Here is a 19295-nt window from a genome sequence, read left to right on the forward strand (position 1 = left end):
TCTGAAAAGAGCCGCCGTCCGGGACCATTCCCGGGCGGCGGTTTTTTTATGTGAGCGGAACGCGTAAGGCACGGCGATGGCGCGCCTGATCCTGCTCAACAAACCCTATGACGTCCTGTCGCAATTCACCGACGCGAAGTCCCCCACCCCGCGCGCGACGCTGTCCGCCTATGTCGCGGTGCCCGGCGTCTATCCCGCGGGGCGGCTCGACCGCGACAGCGAGGGACTGATGCTGCTGACCGACGACGGCCGGTTGCAGGCGCGGATCGCGGACCCGAAGTTCAAGCTGCCCAAGACCTATCTGATCCAGGTCGAGGGTGATCCCGACGACGCGGCATTGGCGCCGTTGCGCGCGGGGGTGCTGCTCAAGGACGGGATGACGCTGCCCGCCGAGGTTGAGCGGATCGACGACCCTTCGCTGTGGCCGCGCGATCCTCCGGTGCGGTTTCGCAAGAGCGTGCCGGATGGGTGGATTTCGCTGACGATTCGCGAGGGGCGTAACCGGCAGGTGCGGCGGATGACTGCGGCTGTGGGGTTTCCGACGCTGCGATTGGTGCGGTGGAGGATCGGGGAGTGGACGATCGCGGGGCTGGCGCCGGGGGAGATGCGGGAGGTTCTGGTTTAGGCACGTAGGCCGGGTTCTCGGTGAGACACGGCCCCACCCCAACCCCTCCCCTGAAGGGGAGGGGCTAAAAAAGAAGCGCGCGTGGAAAGCCCCTCCCCTTCAGGGGAGGGGTTGGGGTGGGGCCGTGCAGCAAAACCAACCTCAGTTGGCGGCCTCACCCATCACCGCGACAAAACCGTCGCCCGCTCGCGCAACCGCTCGATCGCAGCGGCATGGATCCCCGGCACCGACGTCACGACGCCAAACGCCTGCGCCCGCGGCGTATTGAAGGAAAGCCCCTGCCCCAAGGCATCGGAAACGCTAGCCCCCGCCTCGGCGGCGATCAGCACTGCTGCCGCCACATCCCACTCCCAGCCCCAGCGCAGCGTCGCGACCAGATCCGCTTCGTCCGCCGCGACCATCGCGATCCGCAGCGCGATTGAGTTGGGCTTGGCCACCGCGACGAGATCGCGATCGACCTTGGGCAGCGCATCGGTCGGCACCCGCGACCCGCTGAACACCGTCCGGTCGCCGACCCGCAGCCGGACGCCGTTGCCCCACGCCCCCTGCCCCAGCTCGGCGCGGAACACCTGCCCGCGCGCGGCGGCATCGAGCACGCCGATCACCGGCTGCCCCTGGTCCACCAGCGCGACCGAGACCGCCCAGCCGTCGCGCCCGCGGATATAATCGCGCGTCCCGTCGATCGGATCGACCACCCACAGCCGCGAACACGCCAGCCGGTCCGCATTGTCCGCCGTCTCCTCGGACAGCCAGCCAGCGTCGGGGAGCAACGCGGACAGCCGCTCGCGCAACAGCGCGTTCACCTCCAGATCGACCGCGCACACCGGATCGCCCGGGCTCTTTTCCCAGCGCGCGAAGTCGGTCCGCCACTGGCGCAACGCCAGTGCTCCCGCTTCCGCCGCAATCGCCGCGACCGCATCCGCCAGGCCGGGCTCAACCACTGGCGATGGTCATCCCCTCGACCCGGAGCGTCGGCACGTTGGTGCCATAACGGAACTCGAGGTCGTTGGCGGGGGTGAGGTTGCGATACATGTCGCGCAGATTGCCCGCGATCGTGAACTCGGCGACCGGCCCCGCGATCTGCCCGTCGACGATCCGGAACCCCGCCGCACCGCGCGAGTAATCGCCCGTCACGCCGTTGACGCCCATGCCGATCAGCTCGGTCACGAACACGCCATTGGCGATGTCTTCGATCAGCGTCGAAACCGGCACCTTGCCCGCGACCATGTGGACGTTGCTCGGCGAAACCCCCGGCGCGCCGGCGACGCCGCGTGCGGCATGCCCGGTCGGCTCCAACCCCAATTGCCGCGCCGAAGCGCTGTCCAGCAGCCATGCCTCGAGCATGCCATGCTCGATGATCGCGGTGGGGCTGACCGGCAGCCCCTCGCCGTCGAACGGACGCGAGCGCAGCCCGTGCGGGCGGTGCGGATCGTCGAGCACGGTGACGCCGTCCGAGAATACCTGCGTTCCGAGCGCATCGAGCAGGAAGCTCGTCTTCCGCGTGATCGCCGATCCCGAGATCGCGCCCATCAGATGCCCGAGCAGGCTCGACCCGACACGCGGATCGTACACCACCGACATCGGCCCGCTCGCGAGACGACCTGGATTGACCCGCGCGACCGCACGTTCGCCCGCTTTTGTCCCGATCACCTCGGGGGCTTCGAGCGCCCGGCGATGCCGTGCCGAGCTGAACGCATAATCCCGGACCATTTCGCCACCACCTTCGGTCGCGCCCGCAAGGACGCTTGCCGAGAGACCATACGCGCTGGTCGCATAGGCTGCGGCGAAGCCGTGGCTCGTCGCCAATGCCCAGATCGACCGGGAGGCACTTGCCGAGCCGCCCTCGCTGTTGGTGACGCCCGCAACCGCGCGGGCCGCGTCCTCGGCAGCGAGCGCGACTTCACGCAGGCTCTCGGGCGAGGCTTCGCCACCATCGTCGAGGTCGAGCAGCGGCGGCGCGCCGTGCATCAGTCGCTCCTTCGGGGCGAGCCCGGCCCAGGCATCCTCGGGTGCCTCGCGCGCCATTGCGACAGCCCGCTCGACCAGTGCGCCGATCGAGTCGTCCGACAGGTCGGATGTGGAGACACTCGCCGACCTCTTGCCGACGAAAACGCGCAGGCCGAGGTCCGCGCTTTCCGACCGGCCGACGTCCTCGAGTGCGCCGAGCCGGACCGAAATGTCGAGCGACATGTCGGCGGCATAGACGGCATCGGCGGCATCGGCGCCAGCGGCGGTGGCACGGGTGACGATGGCGGCGGCGCGATCCTGCGCCTGATCGGGGGTCAACATGGCGTGGACTTAAGACGTCGCACCGCTCGATGCTAGAGCGGTTTCGCGGTCTTCACGGGTGCAACCGCTTCGGACCGGGCCGTCAGAGCGTCGTTCCGACCACGACGCACGCCAGGAACATCAGCAACCCCGCAAACCGGTTCGACCGGAACCGCGCCAGCGCGCCCGCGCTGTCATCGGGGCGAAGCGTCGCCACCTGCCACGTGAAATGCAAGGCGACCGGGAGCAAGGCCACGATCGCTAGCCAATCCGGCCGCAAGACCCAGATCGCGCCCGCCCACAGCGCCAGCGCCGCCATATAGAAGGCTGCGACGCCCGATCGCACGCGGCTTCCCATGCGCAACGCCGACGAGCGCACCCCGATCAGGGCGTCGTCTTCCCGGTCCTGGAGCGCGTAGATCGTGTCATAGCCGACCACCCAGCAGATCGACCCCGCGTACAAGAGTAGCCCGGGCCAGGAGAGCGCGCGCGTGATCTCCGCCCAGCCGACCAGCGCCGCCCACGAAAAGACCAGCCCGAGCCAGATCTGCGGCCACCAGGTGATCCGTTTCATGAACGGATAGGCCGCGACCGGCGCGAGACTGCACAAGGCGACCACCGCAGCGAAGCCGTGCAATTGCAGCAACACCGCCAGCCCGACCAGGCACAGCAGGACCAGCCACACCGCCGCCGCCGTGACCGAGACCGCGCCACTCGCGAGCGGTCGACTGCGTGTCCGCGCGACCTGCCGGTCGAGATCGCGGTCGATGATGTCGTTGAACACGCACCCCGCGCCGCGCATCGCGATGCTGCCCAGCAACAGCCACAGAATCAGGTCCCAGCGGTCGACCGCGCCCCCGGCCAGCGCGACGCTCCACGCGCCGGGCCAGAACAGCAGCCACCACCCGATCGGGCGATCGAACCGCGCAAGCAGCGCGAACGGCCGCGCGGGCGCGGGCAAGAGGCCGATCATCCCGCGATGCTCGGTATCGGGGGTGAGGAGCGGAGCGGAGGGCGGGATGGCGGACATGCCGCCGCCGTAGCCCAAGAGGCCTCGCCGGGGAAACATTGCGCCTCGCTTTTGCCATCCGGGGTCGGCACAGAGGTGACCACACCCGCCCCTCCCGTTCGGCCCCGCTTGGCGAACGCCCCGGAGACCCCCGCTCTTGGTCCATCTTTCCGTCGCGATCGGGCGCTTCTTCGAAGCCTTGCTTTGGGCGGTGGCGCGCAGCGTCGGGATGGTCGCGGCCTGGGTCGTGCTCGGCGCGATCGCGGTCGCGCTGCTCGCGGTACTGGTCCGTGCGGGGTTTCGGCGGCGGTAGACGGAAGCGGTGGCACGTCATCGGTAGCGCCGCCCCAAGCCGCACTGGCTTACACCGGTGACCGGCCGTGTGAAAATGCCGGGAAGTCGTCACCGGTCGCGACGAGATCGCCGCGCGACCGCCGCGCAAATGGGCGGGTGACCTGAAATATTAGCTGGTCTACGAAGCGCGGGCACCCGACCGCAACCGGATCGTGCTTCGCTCCGCTTAAGCCACTACGGAAGCACCTAGTGGTGGTGCGCCACCCATCGATCACAACCTGCCGGTCGCCCCTCCAGCTGGACACCGGGCAAAGCGCCCCGCGGGCCATCCGACACCTGGCGGCTTCGGGCTCTAGGCGCGCGTGCGCGAAGGCTCGGCTGGCCCCAGCAGCAACGCGAACCCCGCCAGCACGGTCGCCACGCCCGCTGCGCCCCACAGGCTCGCCAGGCCAACCGCACGATACGCCAGGCTGCCTGCCAGCGCGCCCGCGACCAGACCCACCCACAGCGCCAGATACGGCACCCACGCCCAGCGCGCCCCGCCCAGCACCGCATCCGCCAGTCGCTGCCCGAACTTGACGAGCGTGCCGGTCATGTACGTGACGCCGATACTCACCTCGCCCGCGCGCTGGAAGGTGGTGTTCACGCAGCCCATCGCCGCCGCCATCAGCGGCGTTGCCCATCCCGCCACGCCCTGCGTATCGAGCCAGCCCGCCATCGCAAGCAGTGCGCCTACCACCAGCAGGATCACGGGCTTGCGCCACCGCCCTGCCGCCGCCGCGATCAGCGTGCCGAGCACGACGCCCCCGACGAACGCACCGAGCAGCCCGATCGCGACCCGCGCGACATAAGGGTCGACGACCAGGCCAACCGCGAGCCGGGTCGAATTGCCGCTCATGAACGACACGAACAGCCCCCCGAGCTTGAGGAAACCGATCGCATCGACATAGCCCGCCATGCTCGACGTTCCCGCCGCGAGCAGCCAGACGCGCGCGCTGTATCGTGTCATGGTCGAGTCCTTAGCTTCATCCCCGGCGAAGGCCGGGGCCAGTGGCGCAGAGTGCTCAATAGGGCATTCCGTCCAAACGCCTGCACGTCGACTGGGTCCCGGCCTCCGCCAGGGAAGCAGGGTTCGAATGCGAACGATTGTGCAGCGGCGGCAATACGCCCTAGGAGGCGCCATGCCCGCAACCCCCGCATGGCCCCCGCAATCCACCCCGCGCCTGTTCGTCGAGCATCGCCTCGCGCGCGGCCCGCTGCGCGTCGAGGGCGCGCAGGCGCATTATCTTGCGACCGTGATGCGGATGAAACCGGGGGACCCGGTCAAGCTGTTCGATGGCGAGTCGGGCGAATGGCTCGGCGTCGCTGCGAGCGTCGGCAAGCGCGACCTGATGCTCGACGTTACTGACCAGTTGCGCACGCGCGAGCATGTCCCCGACCTGTGGCTGTGCGCCGCGCCGATCAAGAAGGGCCGGATCGACTGGGTCGCGGAAAAGGCGTGCGAGCTCGGGGTTGCGCGCCTCGTGCCTGTCCTCACGCGCCGGACGATCGTCGACCGGCTGAACGGCGAGCGGCTTCGCGCGCACATGATCGAAGCGGCCGAACAATGCGGCCGGACCGCGGTTCCCGAGCTTGCCGAACCGGTGAAGCTCACCGCCCTGCTGCGGGATTGGCCTGCCGGACGCGCGCTGTATTTCGCGGACGAAACGGGCGGTACCCCCGCCGCCGCCGCGATGCGCGACGGGCCGCCATGCGCTGCAATCCTGATCGGTCCAGAAGGCGGATTCGATGATGCCGAACGCGACGCGATCCGCGCCGTGCCGGGCGCAACGGCGATCACGCTGGGCCCGCGCATCCTCCGCGCGGACACCGCCGCGGCGGCGGCGACCGCGCTGTGGATGGCCGCGCGCGGCGATTGGTAGGTAGCGGATCGAAACCCGCTGGCGGGCGACGCATCGCGGCGCTAAGGCGCGACGATGACGACCCGCTCCGACACCATCAAGACCTCGCCCCTGATCGAGTCGCGCGACCAGCTCGTCGCCAGTTTCGCCAGTGGCGAAAAGCCCCCCGAGCGCTGGCGGATCGGCACCGAGCATGAGAAGTTCGTCTATGCCGACAGCGACCATCACGCGCCGAGCTACACCGAAAAGGGCGGCATTCGAGACCTGCTCGACGCGCTGACTGCTTATGGCTGGCAGCCGGTGGAAGAGAATGGCAACGTCATCGCGATGACCGGGAGCGACGGTTCGATCAGCCTCGAACCCGCCGGCCAGTTCGAACTGTCGGGCGCCCCGCTCGAAAACCTGCACCAGACCTGCGCCGAGACCGGCCGGCATCTGGAACAGGTCAAGGCAATCGGCGAGAAGTTCGGGATCGGTTTCCTCGGCCTCGGCATGTGGCCCGACAAGACCCGCGCCGAACTGCCGATCATGCCCAAGGGGCGCTATGCGATCATGCTGCGGCACATGCCGCGCGTGGGCACGATGGGCCTCGACATGATGCTGCGCACCTGCACGATCCAGGTGAACCTCGATTACCAATCGGAAGCCGACATGGTGCAGAAGTTCCGCGTCGGGCTCGCGCTGCAGCCGCTCGCGACGGCGTTGTTCGCCAATTCGCCGTTCACCGAGGGCAAGCCGAACGGCATGCTGTCGTATCGCAGCCATATCTGGTCCGACACCGACCCGGCGCGGACGGGCATGCTGCCGTTCGTCTTCGAGGACGGGTTCGGCTACGACCGCTACACCGAGTATGCGCTCGATGTGCCGATGTATTTCGTCTATCGCGAAGGTCGGTATATCGACGCGGCGGGGCTGTCGTTCCGCGACTTCCTCAAGGGCGACCTGTCGGTGCTGCCCGGCGAGAAGCCGACGCTCGACGACTGGAACGACCATCTCTCGACCGCCTTCCCCGAGGTGCGGCTCAAGACGTTCCTCGAGATGCGCGGTGCCGATGGTGGTCCGTGGGGACGAATCTGCGCGTTGCCCGCGCTGTGGGTCGGGTTGCTCTACGACAATCAGGCGCTCGATGCGGCGTGGGACCTCGTCAAGCACTGGACGATCGAGGAACGTCAGGCATTGCGCGATTCGGTGCCGAAGCTCGGGCTCGATGCGCCGATTGCCGGAGGGCGTACGCTGCGCGCCATTGCCGGCGAAGTGCTCGACATCGCCCATGCGGGCCTCGTCGCGCGCGCGCGCCTCGACGCGGGCGGGAGCAACGAAACCGGTTTCCTCGACCCGCTCCGCGAAGTCGTCCGCAGCGGAAAGGTGCCTGCCGAGGTTCTGCTGGAAAAATATCACGGCGTCTGGGGTGGCGATGTGTCGAAGGTTTACGACGAACTGCGCTTCTAGCCTGACCGCAACGCGCACGCGGCGCTTCGGGGCGGTCAGGCGCTCGGCCCGCCGCCCTTCGCCTGCGCGACGCTTTGTTCGATCAAAACGCCGATCCGTCGCCATGTCTCCGCGACCGGAGGCTGGTCGGTAGCGGCGGCTTTCGCCTGCGCCTGCGCGACGGCAACCGCGCGTGCGCCAAAGGTATCGACCATCACCTTCGCCATCGCTGCGATCTTGTCGTCAGTCTCGGACAGGACGGTCGTCATCATGCAACGCTCCCAGAGAGGTCTGCACTGCCGGATACGCGCCGGTTCGACGGTGTTCCATAGCGCATATCACTCTAATATGGCATTGATTCTGCACCTTAGGTTTATGCGAGCGGCGATTTTGCACGATTTCGTTCATCCGGCGCGCCCGATCGCGCATGTCCTGACCGACCTTGCCGGTACGTATCTGGCGGTGGACGACGCCTATTGCGAAATTCTCGGGCGCGAGCGGGGCGCCTTGATCGGTGAAGGCGCGGTGCAATTCACCAATCCGGTCGAACAGGCGGAGCATGTCGCGGTCATCGCGCAGTTGTGCGACACCGGGATCCCGCTCACGATCAGCAAGAGCTACATGCGCCCGGACGGCAAATTGATGCGCGTTCAGAACCATGCATCGGTCATCACCGACGGCATTGGCCCGCGACGACTTGTCGCGACGGTCATGCCGCTTGCCGACCTGACACCCGTCACTGCGCTGGAAAGCAATTTCGCGACCGTGACGCGGATGCTCCGCGCGCGGCGTGGCCGTGCGCTGGCCTTTGGCGAGGATCGGTTCGCCGGGCACAAATGGGATATCGCACTCGCCTGCTACAAGCTGGAATGCACCGGCCCGCGGCTGACGATTGCGGATCTTTGCCGCGAAGTCGGGCTCGATCCCGCGGGCGGCGCGCTGACTGTGGTGGAAATGGTGGCGCGTGGCGATCTCGAGATCGAACATGCCGGACGCGGGCTCGCGGATTCGGCGATCCGCAGTTCGATCGCGCTCCAGCACGAACTGACGCGGTATTTGTCGTCTTATGGCGGGGTGCCGGGTAGCATTGCAGAAGCAGACGCGGTTTCGCCTGGTCCTTGAGCCGACCCCGGCGACCGACGTTTTCAGGCGGGGCGTGACTGCCCGCACGGGATTGCAGCAGACACGATCAGTCTCCCCTTTTTCAAGCAAAACCGGCATTCTGGCGCACCGAACGCGCCTTTCCGTTCACCCCATGTTCTCACTCTTCGCTGGTGTTCGGGGCAATCGCCAGCTATCTTTCGTGTCTGAAACCCCGTCGATCCGGGCGTGGCGGGGTCAGCGGTGCGAAGTGCCAAACCCCTGATGAGTAAGCTGGATAAGCCGTCGACCATCCGGAAGATCATTCACGTCGACATGGACGCCTTCTTCGCCTCGGTCGAGCAGCGCGATGATCCGGCGCTGCGCGGCAAGCCGATCGCGGTCGGGCATGCCGCTGCGCGCGGCGTGGTGGCGGCGGCAAGCTACGAGGCGCGGGTGTTCGGCGTTCGCTCCGCCCTGCCCTCGGTTACCGCTTTGCGCCGCTGCCCCGATCTGGTGTTCGTCCCGCCACGTTTCGATGTCTACAAGGCGGTCTCCCGTCAGATCCAGGCGATCTTCCGGGACTATACCCCGCTCGTCCAGCCGCTGTCGCTCGACGAGGCATATCTCGACGTGACGGCGAACCTGCAGGACCTCCCGACCGCCTGGGCGACCGCAAAGGCGATCCGTGCGCGGATCCTCGAAGAAACCGGGCTGACGGCTTCGGCAGGGATCTCGTACAACAAGTTCCTCGCCAAGCTCGCCTCGGACCAGCGGAAACCCAACGGCCAGTTCGCGGTCACCCCGGACATGGGGGCGGCCTGGGTCGAGACACTCCCGGTGTCGCGCTTCCACGGCGTCGGGCCGGTCACCGCGAAAAAGATGCACCGCCTCGGCATCACGACCGGCGCCGACCTGCGCGCGAAGTCGATCGATTTCCTGCGCGCCAATTTCGGCAACGCGGCGGACTGGTATCACGCGATCGCCCGGGGCGAGGATCACCGTCCGGTCGACCCCGACCGGATCCGCAAGTCCTCGGGATCGGAAACCACGTTCAATCGCGACCTGCTCGACCCCGTGGAAATCGCAACGGGGGTACAACAGATGGCGGACGATGTCTGGGCATGGTGCGCCAAGGCGGAGGCGTATGGCCGGACCGTGACGGTCAAGGTCAAATACAATGATTTCCAGCAGATCACCCGCAGCCGAACCTATCCGGGGCCGATCGACACCGCCGCGAAGCTGAGCGCGGCGAGTGCCGAGTTAATCCGGTCGGTCCTGCCCCCGACCAAGGGAATTCGGCTGGTCGGGGTTACGGTGTCGACGTTCGATACGCTGGGCGACGGGGCTGCTGCATTGCCGTTGTTCGAAACGGACTAGCAGGAGACGGGATTCCAAGGACCGTCACCGCTTCCCGCTTAGAACAGCCAGTTGCTCCACTGGCCGATCGCGATCCAATCATCGTTGCGGCGCTGGAACGCATAGGTCGTTCCCCAATGCTCGATGTTCACCGTGACGAAGGCGGTCGTGTCCGACCACACCGGATCGGATACGACATATTTGTAATTGCACTTCCGCGACAGGCGGACGAACGGCCACCACCGCGCGTCGACACCCGCGACGCCAAACCCGCCGACGAAATCGACGATCTTGGTCTGGCCGGTTCGCGATAAGACCATCGCGGCGTTGTTCAACCGTTGCTGCTCCAGGAAGCCGAGCGAGGCGGTCGTGTTCCCGGGGTCGGGGATATGCGACGGTCGATTGACGATCGTGTCCTGATAGAGTTGCTGCGTCGTCAGCGCTTCCTTCGAGCGTAGCGGCGCAACGACGTGCCACGCCAGCGGACGCCGCGAGGGTGCGGGTGCGACTGCCATCGTCGCAAAGATCGCCAGCGGCCTGCCGTTGGTACGATTGTCGACGCAGATCGCGTTGCCGTCGTTGGTCAGCACCTTGAGCGTCGCGCGCACGAGCTTTTGCGAGTCATCGAACGGCGGCTTCGGCGCTGCGGCGCAGGCGGAAACCGACAGCGTTGCCAGCGTCACCACGACCCGAGGGATCGACCGGGATGGCCGGTGCTGGCGTTCACCCATGGTTCCGTCGCCGCATTGGTATCACTCCCCCTGTTTACACGACCCACACCCCCGAGTGGGAAGTGCGGCGACTTTGCGCGCCGGTCCTCATGAATAGGTCGTAGCCGGTCCCGTCGGGGGATTCCACCCGTTCAAATGTATCGCTATTTTCATGCCGACGGCATATCAGCCAGTCATGGCTACTGAGACATTCGATTTCAAAAGCGGTGAAAACAAGGCCCGCTCGCTGATCGTTGGTTCGCTTGGCGCGACCCTCCTGCTGGCAGCACTGGCGCCGCAAAATACACGCGCAGTCTTCATCGTCGATGGCGGTCTGCCGGGCGCAAAAGCGTTTACGGCAACCGTCGACGCTGACGGCACAGGGCCACGACCTCCAAGTTTCCTTTCCGGCCTGGCCGGTCCGCGTCGCCCCGCGGGAGTGCGATCGCGAGGCATCCCGGGCGTTGGTCGTCCTGGTCCGGTTGGCGCAGGTGTACCGAACGGCGGTCCCGTCGGACCACAGGGCGCAAGCGGTGCCATTCCGCCGGTTGCGCTCGCGGACAACGCCTTCACGCCCGCCGGTCGCGACGCGGCAGTCGATGCTGGTGTCGGATCAGGCCCGGCTGGTGGCGGCCAGCCATTCGCGCCATTCATCTCGCAGCCGGTCGCTGGTTCGGGCTTTGGCGGGACGACGCCGGGCAATGCCGGAACGCCGTCCACGCCGGGAACGCCAGGTACCCCAGGCACGCCTGGAACTACTACGCCAACACCCGTGTCGGCTGTGCCGGAACCATCGACCTGGGCCATGCTGGTGGGTGGGTTCATGCTGATCGGGCTAGCGCTTCGTCAGCGTCGACGGGGTGCAACCCACCTCGCCTGACCACGCGTGCTGCGACCGCAGACACCGTTCACTTCAGTTCGAGGGAATCCCCGGAGATCGTGACCGGGCCAAGGCGCGACAGCAGGTCCTGACCAAGCAACGACACCTTCAGGCCCTGGCGGACGACCGCGGCATCGACTTCGACGACGTGATGCCCTGCAATCGCGACATGGTTCAGCCTGACGCGATCGATCGCCGAGGGCCCCGAGGCCGTTTCCATCATCACCGCACCGCCATGCCGCGCTGCCCCGACCCGCGCCGCGTCCGCCTTCGTCAGCACGACCATCGTTGCCCCGGTATCGATCAGGAATCTGACCCTGACACTATTTACGCGCGCCGTAACGTAGAACAGCCCGTCAGCGGCGCGCCGGAACCGGCTTTGCGGGTCGGCGAGCGCGCCCTCGGCTAGATCCGGGGCCGCTGGAACGGTGACCATGCGGGAGGCCGCGGGGGCCGGGATCGCCGCTATCGATCGCGCCGCCGGTACGTGCGCGCTGAGCGAAAGGCCGGCAAAAGCCGCCATTCCGACTAGGCCGGGGGTCGCCAGGAGGAGCTTGACCGCGAACATGCCGCAACCCTGCGGGTCACGGCATAAAGATCGCGTACCCTTAAGTAGTTAACGTCCAATCAAGCGTCTGCTTCCGCGACCGGTCGCCCGTCGCGCGCGATGAGCCGACGACGGCGAAACCATTGCACCAGCGCCCCTAGCGCAATCAGGAAAGCCCCCACCGCGAATTCGGACGCCCAGACCCAATACGGCCAGCGCATCGTCGCGGCCGATCGGAACAGGACGTAATGCGTCGGCGTGACGCGAAAGCCCGCGTAGCGATACAGTCGGAACAGCTCTCCCGGCAGCGCATCCTTGACCAGGATGCCCTGGCGCGGGCTGATCGTTTCCGCCCGTTGTGACCCGTCGGTGGGCGACAGCTCGATGAAGTAGCGGACTGCCGACGGGTCCGCGCCGGCATCAACCATCGGTGCGAAGCGGATGTTACGCCGCGTCAACCAGAGATCCTCGTCGAACGCCGAAGTCCGGGTGTAGAGGATCGCGCCGCGGAGCTCGGTCAGTCCTTGCGACGGCGTCTCGGGAAGAGTCGCGCTTGCGGAGATCCGCTGGATTGGCCCCGCGGCGGTCGGCAGCATCAGGATCATCCCGCACGCCAGCAACGCTGCAGCAAGGCACCCCACCGCAGCCACCAGCAGGACGTTGAGAAATCGGGTCGCCTCCCCGATGGCGCGGGACAGGTCGCTGCGGACCGGAACAACGTCGCTGGCGGGGACCGCGGCGGAGGATGCCGCCGGTGACTTGCGGTGGCGGCGCGTAAACAGGAATGGCAGGGGTGCCAGGACCAGGACGAACAGCAGGAACGTCAACAGCGGGTGATAGACACCGAATTCATTGAACTGCCATTCAGCCAGCAGCGCGATCAGCCCCCGATATGTCCCAGCCTGCCATGTGAAGAACGCGACGACGAGGACGATCCAGAGCGGCAGAAGCACCTGCGACGGGTGCTGGCGCACCGAACGAAACCGTACGCGCATTCGACTTCCTACTCATGTCACAACAAAACTCTTAATTTCCAGTTCATAAAGCGGCAAACGGGGGTGTCAAAACGGATTAACGCAATTCGCGCAGCCCCCTTGCGTCCGATGGACCCGGCATTTTCTCTCAGAGTTCTGAACATCTTACGGTTCGGGAGAATGGTGTTGGGGCAAAACGCGACTTCGGCTGACCACATCCGTACCAGAGAATCGGTAAAGATCGCGTCGCTGCGGTATCGTAATCGCGGCCGGGACTGCCTCGACGGGTGTACTGAAAAACCTCCGGCAGGCGAACGCTGGAAAATTGTCGTTCAATAACAACGACGAACCGCACCGGCCGGGACGTTGACCGGACGCGGAGGCTGGACGCCGCTCATCCGAAGTATCGAATGACGCAGCGTTGCTCTGCCATTCCTGATCGACCGCGGCGTCAGGAAAGCTTGCGGATCGTCTCGTCGAGCACTGCGACACGGATCCCGAACTTGCGAACGACGAGGTGGTTCAGCACCGTACGGCCGTCGGGCTGCAGTCGCATCGTCTGCTGGATTTTGAAACCGCCCTTGGCGTGGAAGGAGATCCTGAACACCGCGCCCTGCACTTCGCCCGACACCGGGCCGACGGCCTCGCTCAGCACCCCCGTGTATCTACCGTCGCCAAGCGCGTGCAGCGTCCACCGCCGGTCGGTCGGCGGTTTGCCCGCAACCTCGACCCGCTGCTCGAGCAGGATCGTATCCCCGCCACGCACGGTGCCTCGGCCGCGGACATGAACCGCGCGGTGGCGCGCGGCGATGCGGCGAAAATTGCCGTCCCCGACGGTGTCACCGGAGAAGAACGCCAGCGGCGAGAACGGCGCCGCGCTCGTCCCTCGCCCTATATTGGGGGCCGAAACGCTCGACAGCGTCAGGACGATTAGAAGCGCGCCGTTCACTGCTCCGTCCTAAGCGGAAGTCGCCGTCGCGACAGTATCCGCGACGATCCGCACGGGAACCGACTTGCTCGCGGGCGTCTTCGACAATTCGTCGTGATGCGCGACCGGCACCAGCACGTTGCATTCGGGGTAATAGCCCGCGATCGTCCCGCGTGGCAGCTTGTACGCCGTCAACGTCAGCCCGCCGAGCTGGCGATCATGGCCGTCGTCGACATCGGTGATGAGCCGGATCTTCTGGCCGTCCTGGAGACCTGCCTCGGCGATGTCGTCCGGGTTCATCAGCAGCACCTCCCGCGTTCCCTCGATCCCGCGGAAACGATCGGAATAGCCGTAGATCGTCGTGTTGAACTGGTCGTTCGACCGCATCGTGATTAGGCGGAAGCGGCCCGGTGCGTCCTGGAACCCGATCGACGTCAGCTCGCCCGGCGTCGTGAAGACCGCCTTGCCCGACTCCGTCTTCCAGATCCGCTCGTGCGCCGCATTGCCCCGCCAGAACCCGCCCGCCTGATACATCCGCTTGTTATAATCGCGGAACGCATCGGGATAGGTCCGCTCGATCAGGTCGCGCACTAGCCCGTAGTCCGCGGTCCAAGCATCCCACTTCAGATGCGCGCTCGGCGGAAGCGTCGCCTTGGCGATCCCGGTTACGATCGCGAGTTCGCTCATCACCTGATCCGAAACGGGGGTGCGATAGCCGATCGATGCGTTGATCATCGAGAAACTGTCTTCGGACGTGATCGTCTGTGGCCCGCCCGCCTGCTCGTCCTCCTCGAACCGCCCGAGGCACGGGAGAATATAGGCAAGCTTGCCCGGGAACAGGTGACTGCGGTTGAGCTTCGTCGAGACCATCACGGTTAGGTCCTGCGCGGCCCACGCCTGCTCCATCCGTTCCTGATCGGGAACCGCGCGCAACAGGTTGCCGCCCAGCGAGATGAAGGCGCGCACCTTGCCGGCGAACAGACCCTCGGCTGCCTCGACGATGTTCATGCCGTCCTTCGCCGGAGGATCGAAATCGAACAACATCTTGATCTTGTCGACCGGGATCAGATGGATCTTCTCCGCGATGCCGACGGTGCGCTGCCCCTGCACGTTGCTATGCCCGCGAACCGGGCAGCAGCCTGCGCCGGAACGCCCGATGTTTCCGCGCAGCATCAGCAGGTTGACCAGCATCGCGACATTGACCGACCCATGCGCATGCTGGGTCAGCCCCATGCCGTAGACACCGATCACCTTCTCCGCGGCGATATAGACGTTGCCCGCCTCGCGCAGCGCCTGCTCGGTCAGGCCGCTTTCCTGCACGATCTCCGCCCAGGTGACATCGCGGCACTTCTGCAGGAATTCATCGAACCCGATGGTATGCTGTGCGATGAACGCATGGTCGATCACCTCGGCCTTGCCCGCCGCCTTGGCGGCGTCATCCGCCTCGACCACCACCTTGCACATGCCCAGCATCGCGGCGATGTCGCCGCCCGCCTTGAGCTGGTGATACTGGTCGGAAATCTTGGTTTCCTTGCCGGTCAGCATCGCCACCGGGCTTTGCGGATCGACGAACGAGACCAGACCCTGCTCGATGACGGGGTTGAAGGTGACGATCTTGGCGCCACGATCCTTCGCGTCCTTGAGCGGATGGAGGAAGCGCGGGCTGTTGGTGCCCGGATTCTGCCCGAAGAAGAAGAAGGCGTCCGCCTCGGCGAGATCGTCCCACACGATCGTCCCGACCGGCGACCCGATGACTTTCGTCAGGCCGACCGACGTCGTCTCGTGACACATGTTCGAACTCTGCGGCAGGTTGTTGGTGCCATACACGCGCGCCAGCAACGCGTAGAGATACGACGCCTCGAGGCCGGCATGCCCCGAAGCGTAGAACACCGCACTGTCCGGATCGAGCGGCTTGAGTGCGCCGGCGATCCCGGCAAAGGCTTCGTCCCACGTCGTTTCGACATAGCGATCGGTGGCGGCATCGAAGCGCAACGGGTGCGTCAAACGGCCGGTCTTTTCGAGATCATGGTCGCGCCACTGCCGCAGTTCGGTGACGCTGTGGCCGTCCTTCGCCCAGAACGCCGGGGTGCAGCGCGCGCTGGTCGATTCCCACAGCGTCGCTTTCGCGCCATTCTCGCAGAATTCGAACGCGGAATAGTTGACCGGCTTGGGCCATGCGCACGACGCGCACATCACGCCCTTCGGCTTGTTCATCTTGCCGAGGCTGGCGAGCGACGCCGGGCTGGACCACGTCTCGCCGAAGATGCTGGCGATCCCGCGCATCGATCCCCAGCCTCCCGCCGGACCCGGCGAATGCGGCAGGTCATCGGGGAGTTTGGAAAGGTCAGCGGGCGCTTGCGTGTGGTCTTCGTTCGGCATTTTCAATCCCATCTCGCGCGTCAACGTCCGGAGCTTCTGTCGAAGCGTGCGGCGCGGCGCTAGGTTCCAACCCGATGCGCCAGCGGGCACGATTAACGATGCTTCCACCGCCTGTCTCCGTGCGTTAGGCGGAACGATGCCTTTCCCTGCCCCCGCTAGCGACCCGATCCGCCCTGCGCTCGAAACGATCTCGACCGACGGTGTTCGACTGGGATCGCCGCGCCCGATCGCGCAGGAAGTCGCCGTCGCGATCGAACTCGACGGTGTCGGTTTCGCGGTGATGATGGCGACTCCGCATGATCTCGAAGATTTCGTTGTCGGCCTGCTGCTCGCGGAGAACGAGATCGCATCCGCCCACGACCTGGCGAGCATCGATGTCGCGACCGTCGACGTCGGCGTGATCGTTCGTGCCGACCGACGGCATCCGGATCCGGTCGCGGTGCTGGAACGGATGCGCCCGCGCACCACCGATTCCGCCTGTGGCCTGTGCGGACGCGACAGCTTAGACCGCGCGTTGCTGCCCCTGCCCGCCGTCACTGCGCAAAGCCGCGCCGACGCCGCTGCGGTGTTTGCGGCCGCGAGTGCGTTACGCGATCACCAGCCGCTCAATCGTGCGACCGGCGCAGTGCATGCGGCGGCGCTGGTGGACGCCGACGGCGCGATCCTGCTGGTTCGCGAGGATGTCGGGCGGCATAACGCCTTCGACAAGCTGATCGGCGCGATGGCACGCGACGGGCGCGGCTGGGACGGCGGGTTCGCGCTGCTCAGTTCGCGCTGTTCTTTCGAGCTTGTCGACAAGGCGGTGCGTGCCGGTTGCCCCCTGCTCGCGACGATCTCCGCCCCGACCTCGCTCGCGCTCGATCGCGCGGCGGATGCCGGGCTGACGCTGGCGACGCTGGTGCGCTCCGACACGCTGACGTTGCAGCTTTGCCCGGCCTCCGCGCCAGGTCTGATCGCGTGACGGTGCTCGGCGCGGTTCTCGCGGGGGGCGAATCGCGGCGGTTCGGGAGCGACAAGCTCGCCGCGCGGCTCGGCGACCAGTCCCTGCTCGACCATGCGCTTGCGTGGGTGCGGTCCCGGACCGAAGCGGTCGTCCTGTGCGGACGCGACGTGCCCGGGACCGCATCCGTCGCAGACTGGCCTACCCCCGGGCTGGGACCGCTCGGGGGGCTGGCGGCGGCGCTGCGCTTTGCCGTCGAACACGGACATGACGCGGTCTTTTCGATCCCCGGCGATACGCCGGTCCTGCCGGATTCGTTGTACGACCAGCTCCGCGCGATCGGCGCCCCTGCGTTCGTGCGCGGATGCCCGGTGATCGGGTTATGGCCCGCGTCGGCGGCGGCCGGACTGAGCGCCTGGCTTGAGCACAGCCCGGACCGGTCGATGCGCGGCTGGGCGCGAACGATCGAAGCGCGCGCGCTGGAACTTCCCGAACCGATCCCGAACGTCAATTTCGTGGCCGATCTGGCAACGTTGAACCGCGGATAATTCAGCCGGACGGTCCCGAAGGCCGCTTCAGCGTTCGACGACCCTAGTGCGCATCAGAAGCGCAATGTCGGCACGAGCGTTCCGGCGGCGAGCGCGGGCCCGTGGGCGGGTCGGGCCACAAGCCGATCCGCCGCGGCCAGCATCACCTGCCCCGAGACGACCGTGCGATCGAGCAGGCGCACGGTGTCGCCCTCCGCCATTGCACAGAGGAAGGAGTCGCGATTGCCGGTCGCGGCGGCCGGTCCCGCCAGCGGCAGGTCTGCCCATGCCAGCGCGGTATCCGCGTCGCCCCCGCCAAGCGAGACCAGAAGCGGCGCGAGCAGAAGCCGGGCAAGCGTCATCGCAGCCGTGGGATTGCCGGGCAAGGCAAGCACCTGCATCGCACCGATGGTCCCGTACCACGTCGGTCGCCCCGGCCGGACCGCCAAACCGTCAAAGCCAGGCACGAGCCCGAGCGGTGAAAGCGCCTGACGGGTTGCCGCGCGCGCACCATGCGCCGCCCCGCCAACCAGCACGATGACGTCCGCGACATCCCGAAGGGCGTCGACGGCGCCGACGAGGGCCGCCGTATCGTCCCCGACGCGGATCGATCGGACCGGCATTCCGCCCCAGACGGACGCGAACAGCAAAAGCGCCTCGCCCAGGCTTTCGGGCACCGCCGCATCCGCCGCCGCCGCAGTCCCGGGTTCGACCTGTCGACTGCCGAGGACCACGATCGCAACGCGCGGCGCGCGCAGCACCGAAACCCGTCCGACATCCGCCGCCGCAATCGCGACGAGCGCGCGCGGGTCGATCCTGCGTCCCGCGGCCAGAACCATCGCTCCCTGCAGAAAGTCCGACCCGGACCGCCGGACATGCAGGCGCGCGCCTTGCGCGCGGTCGACCGCCACGTGATCCCCGGTCTGGAGGGCGTCTTCGATCGGCAGGACCCGGACCGTCCCCCGCGGCAGCGGCGCGCCCGTGGTGATCCGGATCGCGCATCCTGCCGCGAGCGCCGAGTCGCCCGCCCGGTCCAGCACGATCAGCCGCCAGCGCTGATCGGAACCCGGCGCGAGCGCTTCCCCCAAGGCGAAACCGTCCATCGCGGCCGCGTCCCGCCGGGGCGAGTCGATCCTTGCGTACACCGGTTCGGCGAGCGTTCTGCCCCCCGCCTGTGTCAGGCTGACACATTCGATCCCAAGCGGCGGCGCGGTCCGACGCAGCATGGCGGATGCCGAGGCAAGGGTTTCAAGCGCCCGCGAGACACCAGGCGGATCGGGACGGTCGGACGATGGCATCGCGGCGCTATACCGAACGTCCTGCGCTGCGGCGAGCGCAGAGCAGCCTTGCGATGTCATGGGATCGGATGACTTCATCCCATGTTAAGGCGGGATTGCGATATTAAGCATCGTTCGCACTGCGGTGATGCCGTCGTACGACCGTATG

The 19295-nt window shown here is 66.9% G+C and carries 20 protein-coding genes; 9 read left to right on the top strand and 11 right to left on the bottom strand.

What is annotated here, in order from left to right; genetic code table 11:
* Positions 1-76 precede the first annotated feature (76 nt).
* Positions 77-625 carry a pseudouridine synthase gene (locus RH91_RS00195; protein WP_010160435.1) on the top strand — a complete coding sequence of 183 codons (549 nt, stop codon included), beginning with the start codon at positions 77-79 and terminating at the stop codon, positions 623-625.
* A 161-nt stretch (positions 626-786) separates the two neighbouring features.
* On the opposite strand, the gene RH91_RS00200 is transcribed toward RH91_RS00195, so the two are convergent.
* The 3 genes from RH91_RS00200 to ubiA form a co-directional block, all read right to left on the bottom strand.
* Positions 787-1566, bottom strand: a complete 780-nt coding sequence (locus tag RH91_RS00200) for an inositol monophosphatase family protein (protein ID WP_010160436.1) — start codon at positions 1564-1566, stop codon at positions 787-789.
* The gene (locus RH91_RS00205; RefSeq protein ID WP_010160437.1) at positions 1559-2914 is read right to left on the bottom strand and encodes a TldD/PmbA family protein; all 1356 of its coding nucleotides are present in this window, start codon (positions 2912-2914) and stop codon (positions 1559-1561) included. The genes RH91_RS00200 and RH91_RS00205 overlap by 8 nt, the downstream gene beginning before the upstream one ends.
* Positions 2915-2996: 82 nt before the next feature.
* Positions 2997-3923, bottom strand: a complete 927-nt coding sequence (gene ubiA, locus RH91_RS00210; protein WP_029623477.1) for a 4-hydroxybenzoate octaprenyltransferase — start codon at positions 3921-3923, stop codon at positions 2997-2999.
* A gap of 136 nt (positions 3924-4059) precedes the next feature.
* Between ubiA and RH91_RS22750 the strand changes: the two genes are divergently transcribed.
* Positions 4060-4215, top strand: coding sequence for a hypothetical protein (locus tag RH91_RS22750; RefSeq protein ID WP_029623478.1), 156 nt, complete (start codon positions 4060-4062; stop codon positions 4213-4215).
* 333 nt (positions 4216-4548) lie between these two features.
* On the opposite strand, the gene RH91_RS00220 is transcribed toward RH91_RS22750, so the two are convergent.
* Entirely contained in the window at positions 4549-5205 is a 657-nt protein-coding gene (locus RH91_RS00220) for a YoaK family protein (RefSeq protein ID WP_010160439.1), read from the bottom strand.
* A gap of 172 nt (positions 5206-5377) precedes the next feature.
* On the opposite strand from RH91_RS00220, the gene RH91_RS00225 reads away from it, so the two are divergent.
* Positions 5378-6118, top strand: coding sequence for a 16S rRNA (uracil(1498)-N(3))-methyltransferase (locus tag RH91_RS00225; RefSeq protein WP_010160440.1), 741 nt, complete (start codon positions 5378-5380; stop codon positions 6116-6118).
* Positions 6119-6172: 54 nt separating this feature from the next.
* Positions 6173-7546 (top strand): glutamate--cysteine ligase, encoded by a 1374-nt coding sequence (locus RH91_RS00230; protein WP_010160442.1) that lies wholly within the window; start codon positions 6173-6175, stop codon positions 7544-7546.
* A 35-nt stretch (positions 7547-7581) separates the two neighbouring features.
* On the opposite strand, the gene RH91_RS00235 is transcribed toward RH91_RS00230, so the two are convergent.
* Positions 7582-7797 carry a hypothetical protein gene (locus RH91_RS00235; RefSeq protein WP_010160443.1) on the bottom strand — a complete coding sequence of 72 codons (216 nt, stop codon included), beginning with the start codon at positions 7795-7797 and terminating at the stop codon, positions 7582-7584.
* Between the two features lie 118 nt (positions 7798-7915).
* On the opposite strand from RH91_RS00235, the gene RH91_RS00240 reads away from it, so the two are divergent.
* Together RH91_RS00240 and dinB are read left to right on the top strand one after the other, a co-directional pair.
* Positions 7916-8647: a PAS domain-containing protein gene (locus RH91_RS00240; RefSeq protein ID WP_232283349.1), complete on the top strand. Its 732-nt coding sequence runs from the start codon at positions 7916-7918 to the stop codon at positions 8645-8647.
* 243 nt (positions 8648-8890) lie between these two features.
* The gene (gene dinB / locus RH91_RS00245) at positions 8891-9985 is read left to right on the top strand and encodes a DNA polymerase IV (protein ID WP_010160445.1); all 1095 of its coding nucleotides are present in this window, start codon (positions 8891-8893) and stop codon (positions 9983-9985) included.
* Between the two features lie 38 nt (positions 9986-10023).
* On the opposite strand, the gene RH91_RS00250 is transcribed toward dinB, so the two are convergent.
* Positions 10024-10650 (bottom strand): hypothetical protein, encoded by a 627-nt coding sequence (locus tag RH91_RS00250; protein WP_010160446.1) that lies wholly within the window; start codon positions 10648-10650, stop codon positions 10024-10026.
* A 220-nt stretch (positions 10651-10870) separates the two neighbouring features.
* On the opposite strand from RH91_RS00250, the gene RH91_RS23395 reads away from it, so the two are divergent.
* The gene (locus RH91_RS23395) at positions 10871-11554 is read left to right on the top strand and encodes a PEPxxWA-CTERM sorting domain-containing protein (protein WP_198283278.1); all 684 of its coding nucleotides are present in this window, start codon (positions 10871-10873) and stop codon (positions 11552-11554) included.
* Between the two features lie 28 nt (positions 11555-11582).
* On the opposite strand, the gene RH91_RS00255 is transcribed toward RH91_RS23395, so the two are convergent.
* The 4 genes from RH91_RS00255 to RH91_RS00270 form a co-directional block, all read right to left on the bottom strand.
* The gene (locus RH91_RS00255) at positions 11583-11990 is read right to left on the bottom strand and encodes a retropepsin-like aspartic protease family protein (protein WP_232283350.1); all 408 of its coding nucleotides are present in this window, start codon (positions 11988-11990) and stop codon (positions 11583-11585) included.
* A 191-nt stretch (positions 11991-12181) separates the two neighbouring features.
* Entirely contained in the window at positions 12182-13096 is a 915-nt protein-coding gene (locus RH91_RS00260; RefSeq protein WP_010160448.1) for a hypothetical protein, read from the bottom strand.
* 430 nt (positions 13097-13526) lie between these two features.
* On the bottom strand, positions 13527-14024 hold the full coding sequence (locus RH91_RS00265) for a DUF3833 family protein (protein ID WP_010160449.1): 498 nt from the start codon (positions 14022-14024) through the stop codon (positions 13527-13529).
* 9 nt (positions 14025-14033) lie between these two features.
* On the bottom strand, positions 14034-16382 hold the full coding sequence (locus RH91_RS00270; protein WP_010160450.1) for an FdhF/YdeP family oxidoreductase: 2349 nt from the start codon (positions 16380-16382) through the stop codon (positions 14034-14036).
* A 136-nt stretch (positions 16383-16518) separates the two neighbouring features.
* Between RH91_RS00270 and fdhD the strand changes: the two genes are divergently transcribed.
* Positions 16519-17343, top strand: coding sequence for a formate dehydrogenase accessory sulfurtransferase FdhD (fdhD, locus tag RH91_RS00275; protein ID WP_010160451.1), 825 nt, complete (start codon positions 16519-16521; stop codon positions 17341-17343).
* On the top strand, positions 17340-17870 hold the full coding sequence (gene mobA / locus RH91_RS00280) for a molybdenum cofactor guanylyltransferase (protein ID WP_010160452.1): 531 nt from the start codon (positions 17340-17342) through the stop codon (positions 17868-17870). The genes fdhD and mobA overlap by 4 nt, the downstream gene beginning before the upstream one ends.
* Positions 17871-17923: 53 nt before the next feature.
* Here the strand turns inward: mobA and RH91_RS00285 are convergent, their stop codons facing one another.
* Positions 17924-19225 (bottom strand): molybdopterin molybdotransferase MoeA, encoded by a 1302-nt coding sequence (locus RH91_RS00285; RefSeq protein ID WP_029623480.1) that lies wholly within the window; start codon positions 19223-19225, stop codon positions 17924-17926.
* Positions 19226-19295 lie beyond the last annotated feature (70 nt).

It is taken from the genome of Sphingomonas sp. PAMC 26617, from assembly GCF_000242835.1.
Taxonomy (GTDB): Bacteria; Pseudomonadota; Alphaproteobacteria; order Sphingomonadales; family Sphingomonadaceae; genus Sphingomonas.